The sequence below is a fragment of the Streptomyces sp. MBT65 genome (genome assembly GCF_016612545.1).
Lineage (GTDB): Bacteria > Actinomycetota > Actinomycetes > Streptomycetales > Streptomycetaceae > Streptomyces.
Map to the genome: position 1 here is coordinate 15065 of NZ_JAENRY010000184.1, position 16394 is coordinate 31458.

Annotated in this window: 14 protein-coding genes; 6 read left to right on the forward strand and 8 right to left on the reverse strand. The window is 69.9% G+C overall.

Annotated features, from left to right (window positions below; genetic code table 11):
* The first annotated feature begins 114 nt into the window (after nucleotides 1-114).
* Nucleotides 115-1242 (forward strand): serine hydrolase, encoded by a 1128-nt coding sequence (locus JHN63_RS33260; protein ID WP_200687718.1) that lies wholly within the window; start codon nucleotides 115-117, stop codon nucleotides 1240-1242.
* A gap of 199 nt (nucleotides 1243-1441) precedes the next feature.
* On the opposite strand, the gene JHN63_RS33265 is transcribed toward JHN63_RS33260, so the two are convergent.
* Nucleotides 1442-3157 carry a glycerol-3-phosphate dehydrogenase/oxidase gene (locus JHN63_RS33265; protein WP_200687720.1) on the reverse strand — a complete coding sequence of 572 codons (1716 nt, stop codon included), beginning with the start codon at nucleotides 3155-3157 and terminating at the stop codon, nucleotides 1442-1444.
* Between the two features lie 271 nt (nucleotides 3158-3428).
* Here JHN63_RS33265 and JHN63_RS33270 point away from each other — a divergent pair, with 271 nt between their 5' ends.
* A complete protein-coding gene (locus JHN63_RS33270; protein WP_200687728.1) occupies nucleotides 3429-4637 on the forward strand; it encodes a nucleotide sugar dehydrogenase in 1209 nt (402 codons plus the stop codon).
* Nucleotides 4638-4773: 136 nt separating this feature from the next.
* Nucleotides 4774-5355 carry a hypothetical protein gene (locus JHN63_RS33275; protein ID WP_200687730.1) on the forward strand — a complete coding sequence of 194 codons (582 nt, stop codon included), beginning with the start codon at nucleotides 4774-4776 and terminating at the stop codon, nucleotides 5353-5355.
* Nucleotides 5356-6023: 668 nt separating this feature from the next.
* Here the strand turns inward: JHN63_RS33275 and JHN63_RS33280 are convergent.
* From JHN63_RS33280 to JHN63_RS33295, 4 genes are all read right to left on the reverse strand, one after another.
* The gene (locus tag JHN63_RS33280) at nucleotides 6024-7148 is read right to left on the reverse strand and encodes a GuaB3 family IMP dehydrogenase-related protein (protein ID WP_200687732.1); all 1125 of its coding nucleotides are present in this window, start codon (nucleotides 7146-7148) and stop codon (nucleotides 6024-6026) included.
* Nucleotides 7149-7252: 104 nt separating this feature from the next.
* On the reverse strand, nucleotides 7253-8758 hold the full coding sequence (gene guaB / locus JHN63_RS33285; protein ID WP_200687734.1) for an IMP dehydrogenase: 1506 nt from the start codon (nucleotides 8756-8758) through the stop codon (nucleotides 7253-7255).
* Between the two features lie 202 nt (nucleotides 8759-8960).
* Nucleotides 8961-9548, reverse strand: a complete 588-nt coding sequence (locus JHN63_RS33290) for a sigma-70 family RNA polymerase sigma factor (RefSeq protein ID WP_019055585.1) — start codon at nucleotides 9546-9548, stop codon at nucleotides 8961-8963.
* 427 nt (nucleotides 9549-9975) lie between these two features.
* On the reverse strand, nucleotides 9976-10587 hold the full coding sequence (locus tag JHN63_RS33295) for a response regulator transcription factor (protein ID WP_003948568.1): 612 nt from the start codon (nucleotides 10585-10587) through the stop codon (nucleotides 9976-9978).
* A gap of 381 nt (nucleotides 10588-10968) precedes the next feature.
* On the opposite strand from JHN63_RS33295, the gene JHN63_RS33300 reads away from it, so the two are divergent.
* The gene (locus tag JHN63_RS33300; RefSeq protein WP_200687736.1) at nucleotides 10969-11295 is read left to right on the forward strand and encodes a WhiB family transcriptional regulator; all 327 of its coding nucleotides are present in this window, start codon (nucleotides 10969-10971) and stop codon (nucleotides 11293-11295) included.
* Nucleotides 11296-11394: 99 nt separating this feature from the next.
* Here JHN63_RS33300 and JHN63_RS33305 read toward each other — a convergent pair whose 3' ends face one another.
* The gene (locus tag JHN63_RS33305) at nucleotides 11395-12309 is read right to left on the reverse strand and encodes a LysR family transcriptional regulator (protein WP_200687738.1); all 915 of its coding nucleotides are present in this window, start codon (nucleotides 12307-12309) and stop codon (nucleotides 11395-11397) included.
* An 80-nt stretch (nucleotides 12310-12389) separates the two neighbouring features.
* Between JHN63_RS33305 and JHN63_RS33310 the strand changes: the two genes are divergently transcribed.
* Both JHN63_RS33310 and JHN63_RS33315 read left to right on the forward strand, forming a co-directional pair.
* The gene (locus JHN63_RS33310; protein WP_200687740.1) at nucleotides 12390-13058 is read left to right on the forward strand and encodes an MOSC domain-containing protein; all 669 of its coding nucleotides are present in this window, start codon (nucleotides 12390-12392) and stop codon (nucleotides 13056-13058) included.
* A gap of 108 nt (nucleotides 13059-13166) precedes the next feature.
* Nucleotides 13167-13940: an SDR family oxidoreductase gene (locus JHN63_RS33315; RefSeq protein ID WP_200687742.1), complete on the forward strand. Its 774-nt coding sequence runs from the start codon at nucleotides 13167-13169 to the stop codon at nucleotides 13938-13940.
* A gap of 96 nt (nucleotides 13941-14036) precedes the next feature.
* Here JHN63_RS33315 and groL read toward each other — a convergent pair whose 3' ends face one another.
* Entirely contained in the window at nucleotides 14037-15662 is a 1626-nt protein-coding gene (gene groL / locus JHN63_RS33320) for a chaperonin GroEL (protein WP_200687744.1), read from the reverse strand.
* Nucleotides 15663-15777: 115 nt separating this feature from the next.
* Entirely contained in the window at nucleotides 15778-16086 is a 309-nt protein-coding gene (gene groES / locus JHN63_RS33325; RefSeq protein WP_019066754.1) for a co-chaperone GroES, read from the reverse strand.
* Nucleotides 16087-16394 lie beyond the last annotated feature (308 nt).

A 16394-nucleotide genomic window follows, 5' to 3' on the forward strand; every position in this document is an offset into this window, starting at 1 on the left:
TGCCCAACGCCCAGGGGGCCTTTCCCCGCGCACCGAAGGCACCTCGCGTCGGATATCCGCCGCAGGTCACACAGCCAAGTGCTGCACGATGAGCCCCGAGAACGGAGGATCACGATGCCCACACCTCGGACACTGCTGGCCATTCCGGTGTCCCTGGCCCTCCTCTGCCTGTCCCCGGCCCCCTCCCGCGCCCACCCCGCGACGACCACGAACGCCCTGGTCACGCTCCTGGTCACCCGAGGCGGAGCCCCCGCGGCGGCACTACTGGCCCAGGACAGCACGGGCCGCCGCGACAGCCGGACCGGCACGGACCACACGCGGGCCGGAACGACCCACGCGCCGACCGGGACCGTCTACGCACAGGACGGGACGGTCTACGCACACGCCGGAACCGGCATCACCCGCGCCGACCACTTCCGCGCCGGCAGCATCACGAAGACCTTCATCGCGACGGTGATCCTCCAACTCGCCGCCGAACACCGGCTGTCCCTGTCCGACACGGTGGAGCAGCACCTGCCGGGTCTGGTACAGGGAGCGGGCAACGACGGGCGCGCGCTGACCCTCCGCTCCCTGCTCACCCACACCAGCGGCCTGTACGACTTCACCGCGCTCACCGGCGGCACGATCCCCGTCTCCCCGACCGAGGCCGTCCGTATGGCCCTCACCCACCCTCCGGCCGATCGCGGCCGCTTCGCCTACTCGAACACCAACTACGTGCTGCTCGGCCTGGTGATCCGTCAGGTCACCGGCAACTCGTACGCCACCGAGGCCGAGCGCCGCGTCATCGCTCCGCTGGGTCTGACGGGCACCTCCTTCCCGGGCTCCCGCACCACTCTTCCGACACCGCACGGTCGCGCGTACGCCACCGACGGCTCCGACGTCACCGATCTCGACCCGCGGGTGGCCGGCGCCGCGGGCGAGCTGGTGACCACGCTCGCCGATCTGGACCGCTTCTACTCGGCCCTGCTCGGCGGCGAACTACTGCCCTCGCGCCGGCTGCGCGAGATGCTCAACACCCGTACCGCACACGGCTCGTACGGCATGGGCCTGTTTCCGGTGAAGCTGCCGTGCGGCATCACGGTGTGGGGACACAACGGCCGGATCTCGGGCAGCTACGTGCGCACCGCAGCCACCGTCGACGGCCGGCATGTCCTCACCTTCCGTGTGAACACGAGCGAGATCGCAGACTCCGGCCTCGAACCGGCCCTGCTCGCCGCCGAGTTCTGCCCCCGCACCTCGTAGAACGGCCGGGTTCCGGACAAAGATCCCAGCTCACGACACTCGTTCGAGTGAAGCCGACGCCGACGTCGAGCGACACGGCGGTACGCACCCGGCAGAGTCCCAGCCGCCCTCAGGGCACACAGGGCTCTCGGTTGTCCTCAGGCCCTCGGTCGCCATCAGCGCCCTCGGTCGCCCTCCGTCGGCGCTATGTCCGGCACCCTCAGTCGCCCTCCGTCGGCACGATGTCCGGCGCCCCCAACCGCGCCGCGTCCGCCGTCAGGTCGTCGGGCTGGCGTTGCGATTCGCGCTCGGCCTCCACCCGCTTCTCGTAGTGCTCGACCTCGCGCTCGATCTGGTCCTTGTCCCAGCCGAGCACCGGTGCCATCAACTCCGCGGCCTCACGGGCGCTGCGCGTACCCCGGTCGAAGGTCTCGATGGAGATGCGGGTGCGGCGGGTGAGGACGTCGTCCAGGTGCCGTGCGCCCTCGTGCGAGGCGGCGTAGACGACCTCGGCGCGCAGATAGTCGTCGGCGAACTGGAGGGGTTCGCCGAGCGCGGGGTCCTTGGCGATGAGGTCGAGGATCTCCTCCGCCATCGAACCGAAACGGTTCAGCAGGTGCTCCACGCGCACCACATGGATGCCGGTCTTCGAGGCGATCCGCGCCCGCGCGTTCCACAGCGCCCGGTACCCCTCCGCCCCGAGCAGCGGCACGTCCTCGGTGACGCACTCGGCGACCCGCATGTCGAGCCCGTGCACCGCCTCGTCGACGGCGTCCTTGGCCATCACCCGGTACGTCGTGTACTTGCCGCCCGCCACGACGACGAGCCCCGGCACCGGATGCGCGACGGTGTGCTCGCGCGACAGCTTGCTGGTGGCGTCGGACTCGCCGGCCAGCAGCGGGCGCAGTCCCGCGTACACGCCCTGCACGTCGTCTCTGGTCAGCGGCACCGCGAGGACCGAGTTCACATGCTCGAGGAGGTAGTCGATGTCGGCGCTGGACGCGGCCGGGTGGGCCTTGTCGAGGTCCCAGTCGGTGTCGGTGGTGCCGACGATCCAGTGCCGGCCCCAGGGGATGACGAACAGCACGGACTTCTCGGTGCGCAGGATCAGTCCGCTGGTGGAGTTGATGCGGTCCTTGGGCACGACCAGATGGATGCCCTTGGACGCCCGGACGTGGAACTGTCCGCGCTCGCCGACCATCGCCTGGGTGTCGTCGGTCCACACGCCCGTGGCGTTCACGATCTGCTTGGCGCGGATCTCGTACTCGCCGCCCGCCTCGACGTCCTCCACCTTGGCGCCGACCACCCGCTCGCCCTCACGCAGGAACCCGGTCACCCGCGCGCGGTTGGCGACCTTCGCGCCGTACGACGACGCCGTGCGCACCAGGGTGGCCACATAGCGGGCGTCGTCCATCTGGGCGTCGTAGTACTGAAGGGCCCCCACCAGGGCGTCCTTCTTCAACGCGGGTGCCACGCGCAGGGCGTGACGGCGGCTCAGGTGGCGGTGCGTGGGCAGACCCCGGCCGTGCGCGCGGGCCATGGACATCGCGTCGTAGAGCGCGACGCCCGAGCCGGCGTAGAGGCGCTCCCAGCCCTTGTGCTGGAGGGGGTACAGGAACGGCACCGGCTTCACCAGGTGCGGGGCGAGCCGCTCCAGGAGCAGTCCGCGTTCCTTCAGGGCCTCGCGGACGAGGGCGAAGTCGAGCATCTCCAGATAGCGCAGACCTCCGTGGATGAGCTTGCTCGACCTGCTGGACGTGCCCGAGGCCCAGTCGCGCGCCTCGACCAGTCCCGTGGACAGACCGCGGGTCACGGCGTCCAGGGCGGTGCCCGCGCCGACCACACCTCCGCCCACGACGAGCACATCCAGTTCCCGCTCGGCCATTCCCGCCAGTGCCTCGGCTCGCTGCGCCGGACCCAGTGTCGCTGTCCTCACCGCTGCCTCCCGCTATCGGTAGCGCCGGCCGCACCCGTTCGGCGAAGCCCGGTTCGTTTCCCTCCTGCCCAAATTCTGACCGGGTTGCCCGACTTCAGCCACCACTCGCCCCCAGCCTGTGGACAACAATCACAGGACCGCCGAGAAACACAGCCATCCAATCCCGCATAACGGTCATATTTACTCCTAGTCTGACATTGCGCTCGCTCGTTCTGTCCACAGGGCTTGCGCACCTGTCCCGCTTCGGTTACTGGGAAGGACGGCCCACGCCATGCCCGCAGATCTCGCCGTCATCGGACTCGGTCCTCTCGGCCTGCCCCTGGCCCAGGCCGCTGTCGCCGCCGGTATCGCCACGGTCGGCTTCAAGACCGGCCCTGAGGTCGGCTCCCTCAGCCCCGCCGAACTGCGCCGGATGCTCTCGGGAGGCTTCCGGCCGGCCACCAACCCCGCCGAGCTCGGCCGCGTACGCACCGCCGTGATCTGCGCGCCCACCCCCCGGGACACCGACGGCGGCCTCGACCTCAGCCAGGTGGAGACGGCCGCCCGAGCACTCGCAGCGCACCTGCGCCCGCACACCACGGTGATCCTGGAGTCACCGGTGCACCCCGGCACCACCGAGGACTTCCTGCGCCCCCTCCTCGAAGAGGGCTCGGGCCTCCGCGCGGGCCGCGACTTCCACCTCGCCTACTCCCCCAGCCGCGTCGACCCCGGCAACCGCGACTTCACCCCGGCCAACACCCCCAAGGTGATCGGCGGCCTGACCCCCGCCTGCACCGAGTCGGCCGCCGCCTTCTACGGCCGTCTCACCGACAAGGTGGTACGCGCGCGTGGACTGCGCGAAGCGGAGACCGTGCAGCTACTGGAGACCAATTTCCGGCACGTCAACATCGCCCTCGTCAACGAAATGGCCGTCCTGTGCCACGACTTGGGCGTCGACCTGTGGGACGTCATCCGCTGCGCGGAGACCAAGCCGTTCGGCTTCCAGGCCTTCCGCCCCGGCCCCGGCGTCGGCGGCCACGCCGTCCCCCAGGACCTGACCGGCCACGGCCCCCGCCCCCTCCGCATGGTCGAACTCGCCCAGCAGGTCAACAACCAGATGCCGCGTTACGTCATCCAGCGCGCGGCCACGCTCCTCAACGAGCACGGCAAGTCCGCGCGCGGGGCCCGCGTCCTCCTCCTCGGCGTCACCTACAAGGCCGATCTCGCCGACCAACAGGCCACCCCCGCCCAGGAGATCGCGATCCGCCTGATGGAACTCGGCGCCTCCGTCAGCTACCACGACCCCCACATCCCCTCCTGGAGCGTCCTGGACCGCCCGGTCCCCCGCGCGGACTCCCTCTACGAGGCGGCGGCCGACGCCGACCTGACGATCCTGCTCCAGCAGCACCGGACGTACGACCTCCAAGGCCTGTCCGTGAAGGCGCAGTTGCTGCTGGACACGCGCGGGGCCACACCGACCGGCGCGGCACACCGGCTCTGAGCACGAAAACGACTGGTCGCAGGGCCACGTCGACCTGCTAACCTCCCCACACTCGTCGCACAGGTGTCTCATAGCCGTGCGCGCGCATCTCCGCTTCACCTTTCTTGTCTTCATGTCCCGTGGGGGGATTTCTGTCATGAGCCAGTCAGCCACGCCATCAAAGCAGCCACAGCCGCAGCCCGAGGCACAGGCCCAGGCCCAGCCGCAGGCGCCCGCGCAGCCGCAGCCGCAGCCGGTCGACGGCAACCCGTACGCCCAGCAGCCCGGCGCCGTACCGCCGCCGCCCCCGGCTGCGTACGCCCCGCCCGCTCCCCCGAAGAACAACATCGCGCTCGGCCTGGTGACCGCGGTCGCCGCGGCCCTGATCGCCGCCGGCATCTACGGCGTCGTCATCGGCACCACCAAGCACGAGATCGGCTGGGCGGCAGTCGGCGTCGGCTTCGTGATCGGCCTCGCGGCGGGCAGGCTCGGCGGGCGCAACCCCGCGCTTCCCGTGGTCAGCGCCGTGCTGGCCCTGGGCGCGGTCTACCTCGGCCAGTTGGTCGGCGACGCGATGCTCATCGCGGACGAGTACGGCGTGAACTTCGGCAAGGTGTTCTTCGACCACTTCGGCGTGGTCCAGGACGCCTGGAAGGCCGACTCCGACCCGCTCACCTTCGTCTTCTTCGCCATCGCCGCGTTCGCCGCGTTCTCGGGGGCCAAGAAGGCCGCGCTCTGACACCGGCGCACGGGTTGTGCAGGGGGGCGCTTGGGGCGGGGTGTGCGTCGGGGACTGGTGGCGTGCGACTCGCGGCGCCGGTACCGTGAGAAACAGGTGGAACCGGCCGTAGCGGGAACTGCGGCAGGCTCTTGAAAAGTGAACGGAGTGTCCACCCCTAGTTGCTATAGGGGTGGCCGCTGACCTTCCACCAACAAGGTGGAGCCCACCGCAGCGGCTACTGCGGCAGGCTCCTGAAAAGTGAACGGAGTGTCCACCCCTAGTTGTGATGGGGGTGGCCGCTCACTTTCCGCCGTACATCCACAAGATCCACCTCCTCCGTTGCTTCACCATCCGAAGACGGATCCGGTCCCAGCGGGTGGGCTTGCGGTGGCGACCCATGGGCGCCCCCTTCCACGAGGCCGCCCATTAGCCCGGTGGGCGGTTCGTCTGGAATTCGGGCCGGGCCCCGAGAGCCCGGGTCCGGAACGATTTCCGTGGAAGGGGGCACCCCACACAACTGGGGCGCCGATCACGGACGTTACCGCCCCGACACGCCCCACCAGCGAACTTTCGCCCCGAACGCAACCGCGCGCCCCCCAACATCAACGCGCGCCCCACCAGCCCCACTTGGGCACGCAAAAGGGCCCGGACCACCCAGGTCCGGGCCCTTCAAGTTGTCGTAAGACCTACCGCTTGTGCTGCGAGTCAGCCACCGTCACCTCGACCCGCTGGAACTCCTTCAGCTCGCTGTACCCGGTCGTCGCCATCGCCCGCCGCAGCGCCCCGAAGATGTTCATCGAGCCGTCGGGGATGTGCGACGGGCCGGTGAGGATCTCCTCGATCGTGCCGACGGTGCCGAGGTCGACCTTCTTGCCGCGCGGGAGTTCCTCGTTGACCGCTTCCATGCCCCAGTGGTGGCCCTTGCCGGGGCCGTCCGTGGCGCGGGCGAGCGGGGAGCCCATCATGACCGCGTCCGCGCCGCAGGCGATCGCCTTGGGGAGGTCGCCGGACCAGCCGACACCGCCGTCGGCGATGACGTGCACGTACCGGCCGCCGGACTCGTCCATGTAGTCGCGGCGGGCGGCGGCCACGTCGGCGACCGCCGTGGCCATCGGGACCTGGATGCCCAGGACGTTGCGCGTGGTGTGCGCCGCGCCGCCGCCGAAGCCGACGAGGACGCCGGCCGCGCCGGTGCGCATCAGGTGCAGGGCCGCCGTGTACGTGGCGCAGCCGCCGACGATGACCGGAACGTCCAGCTCGTAGATGAACTGCTTCAGGTTCAGCGGCTCGTGCGAACCCGACACGTGCTCCGCCGAGACCGTCGTACCGCGAATGACGAAGATGTCCACGCCCGCGTCGACGACGGCCTTGGAGAACTGGGCCGTGCGCTGCGGGGAGAGCGCGGCGGCGGTGACCACGCCCGAGTCGCGCACCTCCTTGATGCGCTGCCCGATCAGCTCCTCCTTGATGGGAGCCGCGTAGATCTCCTGGAGGCGGCGGGTCGCGGCGTCCACGTCGAGGCCGGTGATCTCGCCGAGGAGCGGCTGCGGGTCCTCGTACCGCGTCCAGAGCCCTTCGAGGTTCAGCACGCCGAGGCCGCCGAGCTCGCCGATGCGGATCGCGGTGGCCGGGGAGACGACCGAGTCCATGGGGGCGGCCAGGAAGGGCAGTTCGAAGCGGTAGGCGTCGATCTGCCAGGCGATCGAGACCTCCTTCGGGTCCCGCGTACGGCGGCTGGGGACGACGGCGATGTCGTCGAAGGCGTACGCCCGGCGGCCGCGCTTGCCGCGCCCGATCTCGATCTCAGTCACGTCTGTGGCCTTTCCTCTGCGTTTCAGCGTCTTCCAGTATCGCCGACGGGTACGACAAGGGCGGCCCCGGTGTGTCCGGAGCCGCCCTTGAGGAAGCCTGCCGACTACTTGCTGCGGCTGTAGTTCGGTGCCTCGACCGTCATCTGGATGTCGTGCGGGTGGCTCTCCTTGAGGCCCGCGGACGTGATCCGGACGAAGCGGCCCTTGGTCTCCATCTCCTCGATGGTGGCCGCGCCCACATAGCCCATGGTCTGGCGCAGACCGCCGACGAGCTGGTGCAGCACGTTGGCCAACGGGCCGCGGTAGGGCACCTGGCCCTCGATGCCCTCGGGCACGAGCTTGTCGTCGGAGGCGACCTCGGCCTGGAAGTAGCGGTCCTTCGAGTACGACCGGCCCTGGCCGCGGGACTGCATCGCGCCGAGCGAGCCCATGCCGCGGTACGACTTGAACTGCTTGCCGTTGATGAACTGCAGCTCGCCCGGCGACTCCTCGCAGCCCGCGAGCAGGCTGCCGAGCATCACCGCGTCGGCGCCGGCGGCGAGCGCCTTGCCGATGTCGCCGGAGTACTGGAGGCCGCCGTCGCCGATCAGCGGGACGCCGGCCGCGCGGGCGGCGAGGGAGGCTTCGTAGATGGCGGTGACCTGCGGGACGCCGATGCCGGCGACGACGCGCGTCGTACAGATCGAGCCGGGGCCGACGCCGACCTTGATGCCGTCGACACCGGCGTCGATCAGGGCCTGGGCGCCGTCGCGGGTGGCGACGTTGCCGCCGATCACGTCGACGTTCACGCTCGACTTGATCTTCGCCATCCAGTTGAGGGCGTTGCTGTTGTGGCCGTGCGAGGTGTCGACGACCAGGAAGTCCACACCGGCCTCGGCGAGGGCCTGGGCGCGCTCAAGCGCCTCGGGGCTGGCGCCCACGGCGGCACCGACGATGAGGCGGCTCTCGGCGTCCTTGGCGGCGTTCGGGTACTGCTCGGCCTTGACGAAGTCCTTGACCGTGATGAGGCCCTTGAGGATGCCCGCCTCGTCGACCAGGGGAAGCTTCTCGATCTTGTGGCGGCGCAGCAGCTGCATGGCGTCGGCGCCGGTGATGCCGACCTTGCCGGTGACCAGGGGCATCGGGGTCATGACCTCGCGCACCTGACGGGAGCGGTCGGTCTCGAAGGCCATGTCGCGGTTGGTGACGATGCCCAGCAGCTTCTTGTTGCCGTCGGTCACCGGGACGCCGCTGATGCGGAACTTGGCGCACAGGGCGTCGGCCTCGGCGAGCGTGGCGTCCGGGTGCACGGTGATCGGGTCGGTGACCATGCCGGACTCGGAGCGCTTCACGAGGTCGACCTGGTTGACCTGGTCCTCGACGGACAGGTTGCGGTGCAGCACGCCGACGCCGCCCTGGCGGGCCATCGCGATCGCCATGCGGGACTCGGTCACCTTGTCCATCGCCGCGGAGAGCAGCGGGATGTTGACCCGGACGTTGCGCGAGATACGGGACGAGGTGTCGACCGCGTTCGGCAGCACGTCGGACGCGCCCGGCAGCAGCAGCACGTCGTCGTAGGTCAGCCCTAGTGTCGCGAATTTGGCGGGCACTCCGTCGACGTTGGCAGTCATGACACCTTCCCCAAATGGCCTTGATCGGTGCGGATGTCCATGCTAACGGGAAGCGCGGTCACCAAATTCCACGATTCCACGGCTACGGCTCGCTCCGGGCTTCGTATGTTCGTACGGATGCCGTCGGCCGACTGTTCAAGAAAGGCACCGCCACAAGGTGCTGCCGCTCAACGCGGCGCCCGCGCGGGCGTTACTGCGGGCGTTACTGCTCGGCCAGTGCCCGCAGTCGGCTCAGCGCGCGGTGCTGGGCGACCCGGACCGCGCCGGGTGACATTCCCAACATCTGGCCGGTCTCCTCGGCGGTGAGGCCGACGGCGATCCGCAGCAGAAGCAACTCGCGCTGGTTCTCCGGCAGGTTGGCCAGCAGTTTCTTGGCCCATTCGGCGTCGCTGCTGAGCAGGGCGCGCTCTTCGGGGCCGAGGGAGTCGTCCGGCCGCTCGGGCATCTCGTCGGACGGAACGGCCGTGGAGCCGGGGTGGCGCATCGCGGCTCGCTGGAGGTCGGCGACCTTGTGGGCGGCGATGGCGAAGACGAAGGCCTCGAAGGGACGGCCGGTGTCCTTGTAGCGCGGGAGTGCGAGGAGGACGGCTACGCAGACCTCCTGGGCGAGGTCCTCCACGAAGTGCCGTGCGTCGCCCGGGAGTCGGGACAGCCGGGTGCGGCAGTAGCGGAGCGCCAGGGGGTGGACGTGGGCGAGCAGATCGTGGGTCGCCTGCTCGTCTCCGTCGACCGCGCGAAGGACGAGTCCACCAATCGCCCCTGGGGCACTGGCCGCCTCGTCGTCACGCATCGGTCCATGGTGCCTTGTGGCCGAAGGGTCCGTGGCACCGCGTCCGTTGTTGTGCACCGAAGCGTTATGAGCAGGTGCGCCGGAACTCATCTCCTGCGCCCTCCCCTCCCGCTCGACCGACTCGTCCCCGAGGAACTCCACACCTCAAGGATGCGGCATCCGCGGCGAAACGAGCAGCGGGCACCCGGTGGGCCCTTTTGCCGCCCCCGCCCACCATGAGGTGGGCGGGGATTGTCGTAACCCCGCTGCAACCCACTGACCTGGGCCTAGNTTCCCGTCTGCCCGGCGACGCCATGCACGCACTCTCGCCGCACCGGGCCCGGACCCGAGTACGTCCAGTACGCGGGTCCGGGCCCGGCGCGCCGAGAGCACGCACCTGACGCCCCCGGGCCGCCCTCCGGGCGAGACGGGAATGCGACGACAGGGCCTAGCGAACCAGGCCCCATCGGAAACCGAGCGCCACGGCGTGTGCCCGGTCCGACGCGCCGAGTTTCTTGAAGAGCCGCCGGGCGTGTGTCTTGACCGTGTCCTCGGAGAGGAACAGCTCACGGCCGATCTCCGCGTTCGAGCGGCCGTGGCTCATGCCCTCCAGGACCTGGATCTCGCGCGCGGTGAGCGTCGGCGCGGCGCCCATCTCGGCCGAGCGCAGCCGACGCGGAGCCAGTCGCCAGGTCGGGTCGGCGAGGGCCTGGGTGACCGTGGCCCGCAGTTCGGCGCGCGAGGCGTCCTTGTGCAGATAGCCGCGGGCGCCGGCCGCGACCGCGAGGGCCACGCCGTCCAGGTCTTCGGCGACGGTGAGCATGATGATGCGGGCGCCCGGGTCGGCGGACAGCAGCCGCCGCACGGTCTCGACACCGCCGAGTCCGGGCATGCGGACGTCCATCAGGATGAGGTCCGAACGGTCGGCACCCCAGCGGCGGAGGACTTCCTCGCCGTTGGCCGCCGTCGTCACGCGCTCGACACCGGGCACGGTCGCGACCGCGCGGCGGAGCGCCTCTCGGGCAAGCGGGGAGTCGTCACAGACGAGGACGGATGTCATGGCCGCCCTCCGCAACTGATGCGCGTCACCTTGAGCCTCCAGGCTGGTACGAAATCGTCACCTGTGCGGTCGACCGTCTCGGACGCCTGCCCGAGCTCTTGTTGTTCTCAACCGCCTCGCACTCTCAACGACGGTCACTCGAAAGAGTTACGGGGCCGTGTGTCCTCTTCGGCACTCTACGTGAGGGTGCGGACACGGTGGAGGCATGCGGGGCCGACCCTCAAGCTTTCATCACAACCGGTGCCCCATTCAGCCCTATTTCTTCCCTTTTCCTGGTGTCTGAGGCTAGATTCGCAATGAGTCATATTTTCATCTCCTTAGATCGTAGTTGTACGGTCGTGGACACCGTATCCGCCCATAACGGCTACAAGGGGTCACGCAATGGCAGATTTCTCCCGCCTTCCCGGACCGAACGCGGACCTGTGGGACTGGCAGCTCCTGGCTGCCTGCCGAGGGGTCGACAGCTCGCTCTTCTTTCATCCCGAGGGCGAGCGCGGTGCGGCACGAAGCGCTCGTGAGAACTCGGCCAAAGAGGTCTGCATGAGGTGCCCGGTCCGCGCACAGTGCGCGGCGCACGCGCTGGCGGTGCGCGAGCCGTACGGCGTCTGGGGCGGCCTGACCGAGGACGAGCGCGAGGAGCTCATGGGGCGTGCCCGCAACCGGCTGGTGTCGGCTTCGGCCACCGGGGACATGGCTTCGAACAACTGAAGGAACGTTTCTCCAGCTGGCCCTCCACCAGAGGTCCGACTAGCTCTCCACCAGGGGTCCAACCAGCCGTCCACCAGGGGTACGCGCACGCGTGCCCCGTTATTTTTCGCGGGCCTGTTTTTCGCGGGCCGCCCGCTCCAGCTGGTCCAGCGTCGCCGCCACCGCCGGCACCCGCGCCAGGTCCGGCAGGGTGAGCGCGACGATCTCCCGCCGCACCGCCGGTTCCAGCGTCACCGTCCGCGCGCCCCGGGGTCGTACGGACTCGATGGCGAGCTGGGGCAGGACGGCGACGCCCAGGCCGGCGCTCACCAGGCCGACGACCGCCGGATAGTCGTCGGTCGCGAAGTCGATGCGCGGGGTGAAGCCCGCCGTCTCGCACACCTCGACCAACTGGCCCCGGCAGCGCGGGCAGCCGGCGATCCAGGGGTCGTCGGCGAGTTCGCCGATGGCGAGCGACCGCACACGCGCGTGCCGGTGTTTTTCCGGGACCAGGGCGACCAGTCGGTCGCTGAGCAGGGGGCGTACGACCAGGTCGGACCAGTCCTCCGCGCCCGCCGCGGTCTCGTAGCGGAAGGCGAGCGCGATGTCGCAGTCGCCCTCCCGTAGGAGGTCGACGGAGTTCGGCGGCTCGGCCTCCTCCAGGGAGACGCGGGTGCCGGGGTGCGCGGCGCGCAGGGCGGCCAGTGCGGTGGGGACGAGCGTCGAGCTGCCGCTGGGGAAGGAGACCAGGCGGACCCGGCCGGCGCGCAGGCCAGCGATCGCGGCGACCTCCTCCTCCGCCGCCGTGAGGCCGGCGAGGATGCCCGCCCCGTGCCGGACCAGGGCCTCGCCCGCCTGGGTCAGGCGCATCTCGCGGCCGGTGCGGATCAGCAGCGGGGTGCCGATCGAGGTCTCCAGGGCCTTCATCTGCTGGCTCACGGCGGGCTGGGTGCAGCCCAGTTCACGTCCGGCCGCCGAGAAGGAGCCGGTGGCGGCGACGGCGCGCAGCACACGGAGATGTCGGGCCTCGATCATGCGTCGAGCATAAGTGTTCCTTGGGTACGGCGATGAATAATGCGTCGCGTCTTTGGGGCGATCTCGCCTACCGTGCCTTCATGAAGCTTCTCTCGCTGAATCTGGGCCGGGCCACGGCCGTGCCGTACACGGACCAGCCCGACGGGGTGACCGGCATCGACAAGCGGCCGACCGACGCGGCCGTGCGGGTGAGCGCGCCCGGGCCCAAGGGCGTCGCCGGGAGCGGGCTGGCCGGGGACGCGGTGTGTCACCGGCGCCACCACGGCGGCGACGACCAGGCGGTGTACGCGGTCGCGCGCGAGGATCTCGACGACTGGGAGCGGGAGTTGGGGCGCCCGCTGGCCAGCGGCTCCTTCGGGGAGAACCTGACGACGCTGGGGCTCGACGTGTCCGGGGCGCGGATCGGCGAGCGCTGGCGGATCGGTTCCGAGGTGGTCCTGGAGGTCACCTGCGGGCGGATCCCGTGCCGTACGTTCCAGGACCATCTGGGCGAGCGGGGGTGGGTGAAGCGGTTCACCGTGAAGGGGGCGCCGGGGGCCTATCTGCGGGTGATCGAGCCCGGTGAGATCCGGGCGGGCGACGCGATCGAGATCGTGCACCGGCCCGACCACGAGGTGACGGTGGCGCTGCAGTTCCGGGCCGTGACGACCGAGCGGGAGCTGCTGCCGCGGCTGCTGCCGGCGGGCGAGGCGCTGCATCCCGAGGCGCTGGCGCAGGCGCGGAAGTATGTCGCGGAGTACTTGGGCTGACCTGGCGCCACGGCCTGTTCGACGCGTTGTTCGACACGTGTTCGTCACGGATCTGGAGGGCCTGTGCAGAGATCGGACCGGCTTGCTCCGGGTCACTAATCTTGCGCCATGACAACGGCATTGATTACGGGATCGACCGCGGGGATCGGTGCCGCGTTCGCGCGGCGGCTCGCGGCGGACGGGCACAACCTCGTGCTGGTCGCGCGGAACACCGAGCGGCTCGGGGAGCAGGCGACCGAACTGCACGACCGGCACGGCATCGAGGCGGAGGTGCTGACCGCCGACCTCGCCACCGACGAGGGCATCGAGGCGGTGGCCGTCCGCCTCGCCGACCGCAAACACCCCGTCGACCTGCTGGTCAACAACGCGGGCTTCGGCAACAAGGGCCGCTATCTCGACGTACCGATGGCCGGCGAGCTGAAGATGCTCAAGGTGCACTGCGAGGCGGTGCTGCGGCTGACCGGCGCGGCAACCGAGGCGATGCGGGAGCGCGGGCGCGGCGGGGTGGTCAACGTGGCGTCGGTGGCGGCCTTCGTGCCGCGCGGGACGTACGGCGCGTCGAAGGCGTGGGTGGTGCAGTTCACGCAGGGGGCGGCGAAGGACCTGGCCGGGACCGGCGTACGACTGATGGCGCTGGCGCCCGGTTTTGTGCGGACCGAGTTCCATCAGCGGGCCGGGATGGGCACGGACAACATCCCGAACTGGATGTGGCTGGACGCGGACAAGCTGGTCGCGGCGGCGCTCGCGGATCTGGCGCGCGGCAAGTCGCTGTCGATCCCGGACCCGCGCTACAAGGCGCTGATGGGCCTGGTGAAGGTCACTCCGCAGGCGGTGCTGGGCGGGATCTCGTCGAAGACCGGGCGGAAGTACGGGCCGCAGTGACGGCAGCCGCCCTGCTGACAGTGACGGCAGCGCGAAGGCCCGGCTCCCCCAGAGGGGTGCCGGGCCTTCGGTGCACTACGGGTTCACCGACGTGTGTCAGTGGGAGTGGCCGTGGCTGTGACCAGCGGCGGCCGGCTCCTCCTCTTCCTTCTTCTCGACGACCAGGGTCTCGGTCGTGAGGAGCAGGGAGGCGATGGAGGCGGCGTTCTCCAGGGCGGAGCGGGTGACCTTGACCGGGTCGATGACGCCGGCCTTGACCAGGTCGCCGTACTCGCCGGTCGCGGCGTTGAAGCCCTGGCCGGGCTCCAGGTCGGCGACCTTGGCGGTGATGACGTAGCCCTCGAGGCCGGCGTTCTCGGCGATCCAGCGCAGCGGCTCGACGACCGCGCGGCGGACGACCGCGACACCGGTGGCCTCGTCGCCGGTCTTGTCGAGGTTGCCCTCGAGGACCTTGGCGGCGTGGACCAGAGCGGAGCCACCACCGGAGACGATGCCCTCCTCGACCGCGGCGCGGGTCGCGGAGATGGCGTCCTCCAGACGGTGCTTCTTCTCCTTCAGCTCCACCTCGGTGGCGGCGCCGACCTTGATCACGCACACGCCGCCGGCCAGCTTCGCGAGGCGCTCCTGGAGCTTCTCGCGGTCCCAGTCGGAGTCCGTGTTCTCGATCTCGGCCTTGATCTGGTTGACGCGGCCCGCGACCTCGGAGGAGTCACCGGCACCGTCGACGACCGTGGTGTCGTCCTTGGTGACCGTCACGCGGCGGGCGGAGCCCAGCACGTCCAGGCCGACCTGGTCGAGCTTGAGGCCGACCTCCTCGGCGATGACCTGACCGCCGGTGAGGGTGGCGAGGTCGCCGAGCATCGCCTTGCGGCGGTCGCCGAAGCCGGGGGCCTTGACCGCGACCGCGTTGAACGTGCCGCGGATCTTGTTCACGACCAGGGTCGACAGGGCCTCGCCCTCGACGTCCTCGGCGATGATCAGCAGCGGCTTGGAGGCGTTGGCCTGGATGACCTTCTCCAGCAGCGGCAGCAGGTCCTGGATGGAGCTGATCTTGCCCTGGTGGATGAGGATGTACGGGTCCTCGAGGACCGCTTCCATCCGCTCCTGGTCCGTCACGAAGTACGGCGACAGGTAGCCCTTGTCGAAGGCCATGCCCTCGGTGAAGTCCAGCTCCAGACCGAAGGTGTTGGACTCCTCGACGGTGATGACACCGTCCTTGCCGACCTTGTCCATCGCCTCGGCGATGAGCTCGCCGACCTGGCTGTCCTGCGCGGACAGACCGGCGACGGCCGCGATGTCGGCCTTGTCGTCGATGGGCCGCGCGGTGGCGAGCAGCTCGTCGGAGATGGCCTTGACGGCGGCGTCGATGCCCTTCTTCAGGGCGGCCGGGGAGGCACCCGCGGCAACGTTGCGCAGGCCCTCGCGGACGAGCGCCTGGGCGAGCACGGTGGCGGTGGTGGTGCCGTCACCCGCGATGTCGTTGGTCTTGGTCGCCACCTCCTTCACCAGCTGGGCACCGAGGTTCTCGTACGGGTCGTCGAGCTCGACCTCGCGGGCGATGGTGACGCCGTCGTTGGTGATGGTGGGGGCGCCGAACTTCTTGTCGATGACGACGTTGCGGCCCTTGGGGCCGATCGTCACCTTGACCGTGTCGGCAAGCTTGTTGACGCCGCGCTCGAGGGCGCGACGGGCGTCCTCGTCGAACTTCAGGATCTTCGCCATGGGAGCGGTTCAGCCCTCTCGGAAAACGTGGGTGAAACGAACTACGCCCCTGACGCCCGGCTTCATAAGGTCGCGGGGGCCAGGGGCGTAGCTCACAAACTGAATGTGAAGCGAATTACTTCTCGATGATCGCGAGCACGTCGCGGGCCGAGAGGACGAGGTACTCCTCGCCGCTGTACTTCACTTCGGTGCCGCCGTACTTGCTGTACAGCACGATGTCGCCGGTCTTGACGTCGAGCGGAAGACGCTCGCCGTTCTCGAAGCGGCCCGGGCCCACGGCCAGGACGACGCCCTCCTGGGGCTTCTCCTTGGCGGTGTCCGGGATGACCAGGCCAGAGGCGGTGGTCTGCTCGGCGTCGAGCGGCTGGACCACAATGCGGTCCTCGAGCGGCTTGATGGCAACCTTGGAGCTGGTGGTCGTCACGATCCGACCTCCCCCTTCGGAGATCTCACGGGGTTAACTGTCTGAGGTGGCGACCAGGTGGATCCGTCGTCGCGGGTGCCGGACCTGCCCGTCGCTATTGGCACTCTCCAGGGGGGAGTGCCAGGTCTGAGACTATGACTGCGATTAGCACTCGGTCAAGCGGAGTGCCAATGCCCGCGGCGCTTGAGCCGAATTTCTCAGTTGCCCTGGGCTGTGTGGCGGGGGGGTGTGCTGGTGTTGGCCTCCCTGGGGGCTGCGCCCCCCAGACCCCCGCTTCGGCCTGGACGGCCTCGTCCTCAAACGCCGGA